Origin of the sequence: Streptomyces sp. NPDC056948 (assembly GCF_042674225.1) — a bacterium.
GTDB lineage: Bacteria > Actinomycetota > Actinomycetes > Streptomycetales > Streptomycetaceae > Streptomyces > Streptomyces purpurascens.
In genome coordinates, this window is record NZ_JBHUQX010000339.1 from 1 (window position 1) to 10,608 (window position 10,608).

General features: G+C 71.9%; 11 protein-coding genes. 4 read left to right on the forward strand and 7 right to left on the reverse strand.

The genetic code is table 11. From position 1 onward, the window contains the following. The 7 genes from ACFTZL_RS33155 to ACFTZL_RS33185 form a co-directional block, all read right to left on the reverse strand. A partial coding sequence (locus tag ACFTZL_RS33155) for an aldehyde dehydrogenase family protein (RefSeq protein WP_382590399.1) occupies positions 1-843 on the reverse strand: 843 nt, incomplete at its 3' end. Further along, entirely contained in the window at positions 836-2,155 is a 1,320-nt protein-coding gene (locus tag ACFTZL_RS33160; protein WP_382590402.1) for a flavin monoamine oxidase family protein, read from the reverse strand. The genes ACFTZL_RS33155 and ACFTZL_RS33160, both read right to left, overlap by 8 nt. Positions 2,156-2,202: 47 nt before the next feature. Further along, positions 2,203-3,273 (reverse strand): ABC transporter ATP-binding protein, encoded by a 1,071-nt coding sequence (locus ACFTZL_RS33165; RefSeq protein WP_382590405.1) that lies wholly within the window; start codon positions 3,271-3,273, stop codon positions 2,203-2,205. A 3-nt stretch (positions 3,274-3,276) separates the two neighbouring features. After that, on the reverse strand, positions 3,277-4,158 hold the full coding sequence (locus ACFTZL_RS33170; protein ID WP_382590407.1) for an ABC transporter permease: 882 nt from the start codon (positions 4,156-4,158) through the stop codon (positions 3,277-3,279). Then, the gene (locus ACFTZL_RS33175; RefSeq protein ID WP_382590410.1) at positions 4,155-5,048 is read right to left on the reverse strand and encodes an ABC transporter permease; all 894 of its coding nucleotides are present in this window, start codon (positions 5,046-5,048) and stop codon (positions 4,155-4,157) included. The genes ACFTZL_RS33170 and ACFTZL_RS33175 overlap by 4 nt, the downstream gene beginning before the upstream one ends. Positions 5,049-5,051: 3 nt before the next feature. Then, a complete protein-coding gene (locus ACFTZL_RS33180; protein ID WP_382590413.1) occupies positions 5,052-6,176 on the reverse strand; it encodes a spermidine/putrescine ABC transporter substrate-binding protein in 1,125 nt (374 codons plus the stop codon). A gap of 196 nt (positions 6,177-6,372) precedes the next feature. Then, positions 6,373-7,548, reverse strand: coding sequence for an aromatic ring-hydroxylating dioxygenase subunit alpha (locus ACFTZL_RS33185; RefSeq protein WP_382590416.1), 1,176 nt, complete (start codon positions 7,546-7,548; stop codon positions 6,373-6,375). Positions 7,549-7,877: 329 nt separating this feature from the next. Here ACFTZL_RS33185 and ACFTZL_RS33190 point away from each other — a divergent pair, with 329 nt between their 5' ends. The 4 genes from ACFTZL_RS33190 to ACFTZL_RS33205 all read left to right on the forward strand — a co-directional run. Then, the gene (locus tag ACFTZL_RS33190; protein WP_382590419.1) at positions 7,878-8,297 is read left to right on the forward strand and encodes a hypothetical protein; all 420 of its coding nucleotides are present in this window, start codon (positions 7,878-7,880) and stop codon (positions 8,295-8,297) included. Beyond that, entirely contained in the window at positions 8,294-9,517 is a 1,224-nt protein-coding gene (locus ACFTZL_RS33195) for an NADH-ubiquinone oxidoreductase-F iron-sulfur binding region domain-containing protein (protein WP_382590422.1), read from the forward strand. The genes ACFTZL_RS33190 and ACFTZL_RS33195 overlap by 4 nt, the downstream gene beginning before the upstream one ends. A 55-nt stretch (positions 9,518-9,572) precedes the next feature. Further along, a complete protein-coding gene (locus tag ACFTZL_RS33200; RefSeq protein ID WP_382590425.1) occupies positions 9,573-9,764 on the forward strand; it encodes a ferredoxin in 192 nt (63 codons plus the stop codon). A gap of 1 nt (position 9,765) precedes the next feature. Then, positions 9,766-10,608: CoA-binding protein (locus ACFTZL_RS33205; RefSeq protein WP_382590428.1), on the forward strand; the 843-nt coding region annotated here is incomplete at its 3' end.

Consider the following 10,608-nt stretch of genomic DNA (forward strand, 5'->3'; position numbering starts at 1 on the left):
GTAGAAGGACAGCGACGACAACTGCTCCACCGCGTCGTCGAGATCGGCGTCCGCGTGGATCAGCACCGGCGCGTTGCCGCCGAGCTCCAGGTGCAGCCGCTTCAGGTCGGTGGCCGCCGCGGCGGCGATCTCCTGCCCCGCCCGGACACTCCCGGTGACCGCCACCAGCCGCACATCGGGATGGCCGACGAGGGACCGCCCGGTGTCGCGGTCGCCGCACACGACGTTGAGCACCCCGGACGGCAGATGCTCGGCGGCCAGCCGGGCCAGGAGCACGGCCGACGACGGCGTGGTGTCGGACGGTTTCAGGACGACCGTGTTGCCGGCGGCCAGCGCCGGGGCGATCTTCCACACGGCCATCATCAGCGGATAGTTCCACGGGGTGATCTGGGCACAGACGCCGACCGGCTCGCGGCGCAGCACGGAGGTACGGCCCGGCGTGTACTCGGCGGCCGCCGCGCCCGGCAGATTGCGGGCGGCACCCGCGAAGTACCGCAACACGTCCACGATCGCGGGCAGTTCGTCATCCAGGAACAAGGCGCGCGGCTTGCCCGTGTCGGCCACCTCGGCGCTCGCCACCGCACCGGCCTCCCGCTCCAGCGCGTCGGCGATCCGCAGCAGCGCGGCCTGCCGCTGCGCCGGAGTCGTCACCGACCAGCCGTGAAAGGCCTCTTCGGCCGCCCGGCAGGCCGTGTCCACGTCCTCGGGGCCGGATAGCGGGGCCGTGCCGTGCGGGAGTCCGGTGGCCGGGTCGATCAGCCGCAGAGTGGCACCGGAGGCCGCAGATACCTCCTTGCCGCCGATGTGGTTGAGGACATGCGCGAGGTCGGAGGTGTCAGCCACGGCGCAGGGCCTCCTCGGCGGCGGCGCGGCCGGTGCGGACGGCGCCCTCCATGTATCCGGCGACCCACTGGTCGGAGCCGCAGACGTAGAACGGCGGTTCATGGGTGCCGTGCAGCGGGCCGACCGCCATGACCTCGCCCGGTGGCCACTGGGTGACGTAGCCCTGGGTCCACGGGTCGGTGCCCCACAGCCGCAGATGGCAGGCGGTCGGGCGGAGCGCCTCGTCGCCGAACATGCCGGCCATCTCGGCGAGCAGCTCGGGGGTACGGAGCTGCGGCGGGGTGCCGAGCAGGACGCCGTAGCGCTCGGGCGGGATCAGGGCCGACAGGACGCCCTCGTTCTGCGGCCAGGTGCTGCCCAGCACGCCCTCGGCCTCGGACAGTCCGTTCAGATCGGCGTCCCGCCAGAAGGGACGGTCGTAGACGGCGGCGAACTTCGCGGCCGTCGCGTGGCGTTGGCGGTGCAGGGAGGCGAGCCGGGCCTCGCCGACCCCGCTGATCGCGACGGACCGCAGCGGGCCCACCGGGAGGGCGCTCACCACGGCCGTCGCGGTGAGGACCTCGCCGGTGACCAGGCGCACGGCGCAACGGTCCGGGCGGATGTCCAGGGCGGCGACGGGGGAGCCGAGCCGGATGCGCGCTCCCAGCTCGCGGCCCATGACCTCGGCGAGTGTCGCCGACCCGTCGGCCAGTCGCAGTCCCTCCCACTCCTCGTAGTCGTAGTCGCCCGTGCCCGGCCCGGGGACCGCCGCGCTCTTGCGCAACGCCGCCAGCAGGGAGATCCGCTCGTAGGAGCCGCCGGCCAGGGCGAGTTGGCCGATGTCCCACAGGCGTACCACGGCGGGCGTGGCCTGCCGGGAGCGCAGCCAGTCCGCGACCGACAGCCGGTCCAGGGCGGTCGCGTCCGGATGCGACCACGGGTCGTCGGGGTCGACAGTCGCGGCCAGGCCGGTGAACTCGGCGCTCAGGCGCTCGTGCAGGGCCGAGTCGCCGGGGCCGAACCAGTGCGGCGGATCGCCCGCCGAGCTGCCCTCCGGAGTGGCACGGGTCATGCGGCCGGGTTCGGCGACATAGCTGGGAACCAGCTTCAGGCCGAGCTCCTCGGCGAGTCGGAGATAGGCGGTGTGCCCGTGGCCGACGACCTCACCGCCGAGCTGGACGGTACGGCCGTCGGGGGTGCGGGTCTGCTCGACCCGGCCGCCGACCCGGTCGCGGGCCTCCAGGACGAGCACGTCGGTGCCGGCGGCGGCCAGGTCCCGGGCGGCGGCGAGCCCGGCAAGACCGGCACCGAGCACGATCACGTCGTGATGCATCAGCTTCGCTTTCGTCTGCACAGATTCGGCTACGGAAGGGGGAACTGTCAGGCCAGCACCAGACAGTGCTCGGGCCGCCAGCCGAACTCCACCGTCTCGCCGCCGCACCAGCGGTCCTCCATGCGCGCACGGTCCGTGTTCTGCTCCAGCACCGACAGGGTGACGCCCGGGGCGAGTTCGATCAGATAGGTCGTGGTCGGGCCGCTGTAGACGGTCTCGCGGACGACACCGCTCAGCATCGACATGCCGGGCTCGAAGTCCGACAGCCAGATCTTCTCGGGGCGTACGGACACGCTGACGGCGGTGCCGTCCGCGATCTCGGAACGAGGGCCGACGGGCAGGGCGGGCCCCTTCTCCAGCGCCACTTCACCGCCCCGGTAGGTGCCGGTCATCAGGTTGGAGGTCCCCATGAAGGAGGCGACGAAGCTGGTGGCGGGGTGCTCGTAGATGTCCTCGGGCGTGCCGCACTGCTCGATGCGGCCCTCGTTCATCACGGCGATCCGGTCGGACATGGTCAGCGCCTCGTCCTGGTCGTGGGTGACGAAGACGAAGGTGATGCCGACCTCGCGCTGGATCTGCTTCAGCTCCACCTGCATCTGCCGGCGCAGCTTCAGGTCGAGGGCGGCCAGCGGCTCGTCGAGGAGCAGGACGGCCGGACGGTTGACCAGCGCGCGGGCCAGCGCGACGCGCTGCCGCTGACCGCCGGAGAGTGTGCCGGGCTTGCGGTCGGCCAGGCCGGCGAGCTGGATCAGCTCCAGCATCTCGCCGACCCGCTGCCGGATCTCCGCCCTGGCGACGCCCTTGCGCTTGAGGCCGAAGCCCACGTTGTCGGCGATGCTCAGATGGTCGAAGAGGGCGTAGCTCTGGAAGACCGTGTTGACGTTGCGCTTGTCCGGCGGCAGCGCCGTCACGTCCTCGCCGCCGAGCAGCACCGATCCCTCGGTGGGGTCAGTGAACCCGCCGATCATGCGCAGCGTCGTGGTCTTGCCGCAGCCGGACGGGCCCAGCAGGGAGAAGAAATGGCCGGCCTCGATGTCGAGATCGAGCTGGTGGACGGCGTAGGAGTCGGCGAACTGCTTGGAGACGCCGTCGAGCCGGACGGCGGGGGTCGCGTCCATGGATCACTTCCCGGAGAAGAGGTCGAGGCCGCCGCGGCGGCCGAAGAGGCGCGGGATGAACAGGGCCAGGGCGATCAGGGCGATGGAGCCCGCGAGCATCAGGGTGCCGACCGCGTTGATGGTGGGCTGCACCCCGAAGCGGATCGCCGAGTAGATCCGCACCGAGAGCGGCTGCGGGTCGACGCCGGTGGTGAAGTAGGCGAGCACGAAGTCGTCGAAGACCAGCGCGAAGATCAGCACGGCACTCGCCAGCACGGCGGGCAGCAGCGCCGGCAGTGTCACCAGCCGGACCGCCTGCCACCGCGTGGCCCCGAGGTCCATCGCGGCCTCCTCCACCTCCGGGTTCAGCGCGGCGACCCGCGAGCGGAGGACGACCGTGACGTACGAGATGGAGAAGGTGATCTCGGCGAGCATCACCGTGCCGGTGGACAGCGGCACGCCCAGTCCCTTGAACAGCAGCATCGACGCCACGCCCGTGACGATCTCCGGCGTGATCAGCGGCACCAGCATGACAAGGCCGGCCAGCGAGCCCAGCCGGGTGCGGCACCGGACCAGGCCGAGCGCGAGCGCCACCCCGAGGACCAGTGAGCCGGCCATCGCCACCAGGGAGACGCGCAGGCTGGTGGTGAGGGAGGCGATGAGGACGTCGTCCTGAGCGAAGGCGCGGTACCAGCGCAGGCTGAACCCGTCGAACACCGTCAGGGACTTCTTGGAGTTGAAGGAGAACAGCGCCACCACGGCGATGGGCAGGTAGAGCAGCGCGAAGAACAGTCCGGTGACCGCGACGAGGACGCGGGGCCTGCGGTTTGCCCGGCCGCGCCGCGTACGGGTCCCGGCGGCCGGACGGGCCGGGGCGGTGGGGGAGGGGAGCCGGAGCAGGGTCATCGGCGTGCCTCCGCCTCGTCCTTGCGGGTCCGCCGCAGATAGCCGAGCATCCCGATCAGCAGGACCAGCATCAGCAGCATGGTGAGGGAGGAGCCGAGCGGCCAGTTCTGGCCCTGGAAGAACTTGTCCTGGATCAGGTTGCCGATCATGATCTGGTCCGGGCCTCCCATGAGCTGTGCGCTGACGAAGTCGCCCATCGCGGGCAGGAAGACCAGGACGAGCCCGGCCGCCGCGCCCTGCCGGGTGGCGGGCAGGGTGACGAAGAAGAAGGTGCGGACCGGGCCGCCGTACAGATCGCGGCCGGCCTCGATGAGGGAGACGTCCAGCCGTTCCAGGGCCGCGTACAGCGGGATGATCATGAAGACGACGAAGCCGTAGACGAGTCCCGCGACCACGCCGAAGCCGCTGTTGAGGATCTTCGTGCCGGCGTCGGCGAGACCCACCGCGCGCAGGGTGCGCAGCACGGGCCCGTCGTCGGAGAGGACCACCGACCAGCCGTACATCCGGACCAGGTAGTTGGCGAAGAACGGGACCACGATCGCGGCGATCAGCGCGTGCTTGTACCGCCCGCCGTGCAGGGCGATGGTGTACGCCACCGGGTAGGCGATCAGCAGACTGACCAGGCAGGTCAGCAGCGCGTAGCCGAGGGAGCGGGCCAGGACCTCGGTGTAGGCGGGGTCCGCGAGGGCGCGCACGCCGGCGAGGTCGAAGCCGAAGCGCGGATTGCCGAGCTCGTCGGTGGTGCCGACCGCGAGGACGGCGACGAGGACGAGCGAGGCGATCAGGAAGCCGGTCATCCAGATCGTGCCGGGCAGCATGAGCCAGGTCCAGATGCGGGTGCCGTCGGCATCCCGGCGGCGGGCGCGGGAGGGGTGGCGCGGCAGTGCCATGTCTCAGCCCGCCTTCACATGGGTCCAGGCGGTGTCGCGGGCGTCCTCCGCCGCGCGGCCGCCGTTGCGGAAGAACAGGTCGGCCTTCAGGTCCGCCTCGGTGACCAGACACTCGGGGAAGGGCTCGACCAGGTCGGCGTAGATCTTCTCGGAGCCCTGGACCGGCATCGGGTAGCCGATGTACTCGATGTTCTTCTTCACGTTCTCCGGCCGCAGCATGTAGTCGATGAACAGCATCGCGGTGCCGGGGTGGGGCGCGTTCCAGGGGATGGCGTAGCAGTCGGAGTTGATCGGCGTGCCCTCCTTGGGGGCCTGGAACCCGAACACGGACGGGTCCTCGGCCTGGTTGAGCATGGCGGCCATGTCGCCGCTCCACGCCTGCTGGATCAGCGCGTTGCCGTTGAGGAGGTTGTTGTAGCTGTCGCTGGAGAAGCCGCGCAGCCGCGGTCGGAGGGTGCCCAGCAGCGAGGTGATCCGGTCGAGGTCGCCGGTGTCACCGGAACTGACGTCGAGACCGAGCGCGAGGGCACCCATGCCGAGCACCTCGTCACGGTCGTCCAGCAGGAAGACCTTGCCCTTGGCCTTGTCGTTCCACAGGTCCCGCCAACTGTCGGCGAGCTCGCCGATCCGGTCGCGACGCCAGCCGATACCGGTCTTGTACGCCGTGAAGGGGATCGTGTGCGCCGAGCCGGGGTCGTACCAGGGGTCGGCGAAGTAGTCGTAGGTGCCGAACACGGCGCGAGCGTTGGTGAGGTGGGAGTGGTCGATACGGCGCAGCCGGCCGCCGCGGACCAGGCGCTGGGCCCATTTGGCCGAGGGGAAGACGATGTCGTAGCGGTTGCCGGCGTTGAGCTTGGCGACCATGCCTTCCATCGAGTCGAAGTTCGACTGGATGATCTTGACGCCGTACTCCTTCTCGAAGCCCTTGAACACGGCCGGGTCGACGTAGTCGGCCCAGTTGAAGTAGACGAGATCGCCGTCGACGCGCGGCTCGACCGGGGCGAGCCGGTCGGCGTCGGGTTTCTTCGCGGGCATGAACCCGCAGCCGCCGGCCGCGGCGCCCAGCAGGCCGCAGGCGCCCGCCCGCAGCACGGCACGGCGGGACGGCGGTATTGCCTCGGGGGACATGAAGCGTCCTCTCCGTCGAGGAACGGCACAACTCCAGGGCGGGACCGGCTGGTCGGCTCACTTCAGGCCCTGATTCCGCAGTGAAGACCGGTCTGGGGAGGGTGCGTACGCGCAGGTCAGAGGGTGCGCGGTAAGGACGACGGGAGCCGGACGGCGGCGTCGCGCGGATGAGGTGATCCCGCTGCTCCGAAGGGCTTCACTCGGTGATTCCCTCCAGGTCCTCCCGGACCCGGCGGGCGAACCAGCCGACGGCGGCCTCGCGCTGCGAGAGCGGACCCGGCTCGAAACCGGGGGTGCGCATCCCGGCCTGCACCCGTTCCACCAGCTCTGCGTCCTCGTCGTTGGTGACCCAGCCGATGTGGATGTTGAGCCGCCGGGCCAGCCGGGTGCGGACGTCCTCGCCGCGCTTGGTGTAGAAGGCACCGGGGATCGCCGCCCGGTCCTGGGCGGTGGGGAGGGCGGTCCACGCGAGCACGTGGTCAGGGTAGAAGTCGATGAGCGTGTTGGGATAGATCACGGCGTACCGCCAGACCCGCCGGTCGGCCTCGGCCAGCCCCGGCATGGGGGTCGCCAGCCGCTGGTAGAGCCGCTCGGTCCAGTTCGAGGACGGCTTGTCGCGCAGTGGGGACTCGAAGAGTACGTAGTTCTCCCGTACGTCCACCGTGTACGCCTGGTAGTCGAGCAGTCGCATGAGGGAGGGGTGGGCCACGGGGACGTGGTAGCCCTCCAGATAGTTGTCGACGATCACCTTCCAGTTGGCGTTCTGCTCCTCGCCGCCGGTCAGATCGTGGATGCGGTGCTTGCCGACGGGCACGAGACCGGGCCCCGCGTAGTGCCCGACGGCCTCGGCGAGCCCGGCGCAGGTCTCGGAGAGCGGCGTCGCCTCGAGGTCGAGGTTGACGAAGACGAAGCCGAGGAAGGACTCGACATTGACCGGGTGCAGCCCGAGCTCGGGCTTGTCCAGGCAGGGGATCCGGCGGGCCTCGGGGGCGCCGACCAGCCGTCCGTCCAGTTTGTACGTCCAGCCGTGGTACGGGCAGCGGATCGCCTTGCCCGACGGCTCGGGGGCGGAGACCAGGCGGGTGCCGCGGTGCCGGCAGACATTGAGATGGGCCGCGAGGCCGCCGTCCTCGGTCCGGACGACCAGTACCTCCCGGCCGGCGGCGGTGGCGGCGAGCCGGGCGCCGGGCCCCGGCAGGTCGGACTCGTGGCAGACGAGCTGCCAGGACTTGGCGAAGACGCGGTCGGTCTCGGCCTTCGCGATCGCCGGATCGGTGTAGTAGCGGGCGGGCAGCGCTTCCCCGGGGTGCTCGAGCGGCGACTCCGGAGGGGAAGAGGTGACGGTCTCTGCCCGGGTGGTCGAGGGGTGCATTGGGGGTCCTCCTCCGCGCCGCTGCGGCGGCGATGGGCGGTGAGGCTGTGGCCGGTACGGCTCCAAGAGCTGCCGGATCCGGCTGACTGATTGGTTAGTCAGACTGGGACCGTTGCGGGAGCAAGTCAAGACTTGTGGGCTGACTAATTAGTTAGTTAGTCTCGTGGCAGGCGGATGGCCGGGACCCGACGACGGATGCCCAGGCACACCCCGCCCCGTACAGCTCCCCCGCCCTTCTCGTCACGGCGCCGGAGCACCCCCACTCACGTCATCGCCGCGCCACCCCCGCCTCCGGACCACCCGGAGACGACGCGACCCCGGAGGCACGCATGAGCGCTCGCCGAAGTCTGGTTTGGCTCGGCCTCACGCCCGAACCCGAACAGGAGCTGCCCACCGCGGTGGCCGCCCTGCGGGCCCGGGCGGACGGCCGCCCGCCGTCGCCCCTCGTCGCCGCCGAGCGGCAGCGGGTCGAGCGGCTGGTGCTGCGCGGCACACAGCGCGGCTGGCTGCGCTACCTGGGCGAGGTCACCGAGCTGGTCGTCCAGGCCGCCACCGGATCCGAGGCCGCCGATCCGCGAGCCGCGCTGCTGGCCGGGGAGGTCGTCCTCGACCACCACCGCATGCTGATCGGCCTGCCCGGGGCCGGCTACGAGCGCACCGCCGCACAACGGCGGGAGCTGGAGCGGGCGTTGGTCCGGCTGAGGTCTCGCGCACCCCTGGGACACGCCGAGCTCGGGAGCACCCTGTGACCGCCGTGTTCTCCCTCCTCCCCGAAGGCGTCCTCGTCCCGTCGCCTTCCGGCGCCGAGGACCTCTCCCGGTATCTCGCCAGGGGCGGCTACGCGCCGTTGCCCGCACCCGACCGGCTGCTCGACCTGATCGACGCCGCGGGGCTGCGCGGCCGCGGCGGCGCCGGATTCCCCGCCGCCGTCAAGCTCCGCGCCGTCCGTGACGCACCAGGTCCGCACGTCGTCGTCGCCAACGGCGAAGAGGGCGAACCCGGCTCCGTCAAGGACCGCTGGCTGCTGCGTCACCGGCCGCACGCCGTCCTGGACGGACTGCGGCTGGCGGCCGCCGTCACCCGGGCCGGACGCGGCTGTGTGTACCTCTCCGACGACCTGGCCGAGCAGGCCGTCCGGCGCGCGCTCGCCGAGCGGCCTTCCGACCTGCGCGTGGACGTCGTACGGACGGAGCACACCTACGTCGCGGGGGAGGAGACCGCGGTCGTACGACGGATCGACGGCGGCCCGGCCCTGCCGGCCGCGAAACCACCGCGTCCGTTCGAAAGCGGTGTCGGGGGCGCGCCCACCCTCGTCGCCAACGTGGAGACCCTGGCCCGTATCGCGGTGATGCACGCGCGGCCCGATGCCACGGCCCTCGTCGCCGGCGCGCATCTGGTGACCCTCTCGGGTGCCGCCGACGCGGCGCTCGTCGAGGTGCCCGCCGGTACGCATCTGAAGGTCCTCGCCGACCTCTGCGGATACGGCAGAGCGGAAGCGGTCCTGCTGGGCGGCCTGTTCGGCGGTCTGTACGGCGAGGGCTGGACGGACCTGCCGCTCGACCAGGACCACCTGCGCACGGTCGGCGGTGCGCTCGGCTGCGGAGCGCTGCACTTCGCCGGTCCGGACGACTGCCCGCTCGCCGTGGCCGTCGAGGCCGTCGCCTATCTCGCGGCACAGAGCGCCCGGCAGTGCGGGGTGTGCGTCTCCGGCACCGGGGCACTGGCCAGGACCCTCGCGGCCGTCGCACGCGGCGAGGCCGGCCACGACGCGGTCGGCAAGCTGCGCCGCTGGTCGGAGCAACTGCCGGGACGCGGGGCCTGCGGGCTGCTCGATGCCGCCGCCCGTATCGCGGGCACCCTCCTCACCCACTTCCCGGACCGGATCGACACCCACCGCCGCCCCGGCTGCCCCGCCTGCGAAGGCGCCGCACCGGAGGACGGGCGCCGCTTCACCGTGCCCGTGCCCTGAACCACACCCCGCTCCCCTCACGGCCCCAGCCCCCGCCGCTCTGAAAGGACCCGCCATGAAACTCCTGCTGGACTCCACCCGCTGCCATGGCTACGGCCTCTGCCAGGAACCCGCACCCGAGCTGATCGAGCTCGACGAGTGGGGCTATGCGCAGGTCCGCCCGGCCGAGGTGCCGGACGGCGACGAGGAGGCCGCCGAGGCCGCCGTCGCCACCTGCCCCAACTCCGCGCTGCGGCTGGAGAAGTGACATGGGACGTGACCTCTCGGCCCTCTTCGACCCCGTCTCCGTCGCCGTCGTCGGAGCCAGCGACGACCCGGCCAAGTACGGCCATGCGATAGCCGCCCAGGCCATCCGCGCCAACGGTCGCCGTCCCGTGCACCTGGTCAACCGCCGCGGCGGCACGGTGCTCGGCCGCACCGTCGCCCCCAGCCTGAGCGCGGTCGGCGAACCCGTCGACCTGGCGGTGGTCTCCGTGCCCGCCGCCGGTTTCGAGGACGCCGTCGACGAGGCCCTGCGGTGCGGGGCCCGGGCGATCGTCGCGATCACCGCCGGATTCGCCGAGACCGGTGACGCGGGGCGGATCCGGCAGCAGGCCGTCGCCGAACGGGTCCGTGCGGCCGGTGCCGTGATGGTCGGGCCCAACTGCCTGGGGATCGCCGACAACACCACCGACCTCTTCCTGGCCTCCGACACGTTCACCCCCGGCGGCGTCGCGCTGCTCAGCCAGAGCGGCAACCTCGCCCTCGAACTCCAGCTCCGCTTCCGCCCGCACGGCCTCGGCTTCTCCCGGTTCGTGTCGCTCGGCAACCAGGCAGACGTCACGCTCGTCGACCTGCTCGCCGACTGCGCCCGGCACGAGGGCACTCAGGCCATCGCGGTCTACGCCGAGGACTTCGGCGACGGACGCGCCTTCGCCGAGGCGGCCGCCGACGCCGGGAAACCCGTCGTGCTGCTCACCGCCGGACGCGGCGACGCCTCCGCACGCAGCGCGCAGTCGCACACCGGCGCGCTCACCACCTCGGCCGACGTGGTGAGCGCGGCCTGCCGGGATGCCGGTGTGGAACTGGTCGCCACCCCACGTGAACTCACC

Bases quoted from the DNA above. Each gene is read 5' to 3' on its own strand.
- ACFTZL_RS33160 (WP_382590402.1), bottom strand. From the start codon at position 2,155: ATGCATCACGACGTGATCGTGCTCGGTGCCGGTCTTGCCGGGCTCGCC.
- ACFTZL_RS33165 (WP_382590405.1), bottom strand. From the start codon at position 3,273: ATGGACGCGACCCCCGCCGTCCGGCTCGACGGCGTCTCCAAGCAGTTC.
- ACFTZL_RS33170 (WP_382590407.1), bottom strand. From the start codon at position 4,158: ATGACCCTGCTCCGGCTCCCCTCCCCCACCGCCCCGGCCCGTCCGGCC.
- ACFTZL_RS33175 (WP_382590410.1), bottom strand. From the start codon at position 5,048: ATGGCACTGCCGCGCCACCCCTCCCGCGCCCGCCGCCGGGATGCCGAC.
- ACFTZL_RS33180 (WP_382590413.1), bottom strand. From the start codon at position 6,176: ATGTCCCCCGAGGCAATACCGCCGTCCCGCCGTGCCGTGCTGCGGGCG.
- ACFTZL_RS33185 (WP_382590416.1), bottom strand. From the start codon at position 7,548: ATGCACCCCTCGACCACCCGGGCAGAGACCGTCACCTCTTCCCCTCCG.
- ACFTZL_RS33190 (WP_382590419.1), top strand. From the start codon at position 7,878: ATGAGCGCTCGCCGAAGTCTGGTTTGGCTCGGCCTCACGCCCGAACCC.
- ACFTZL_RS33200 (WP_382590425.1), top strand. From the start codon at position 9,573: ATGAAACTCCTGCTGGACTCCACCCGCTGCCATGGCTACGGCCTCTGC.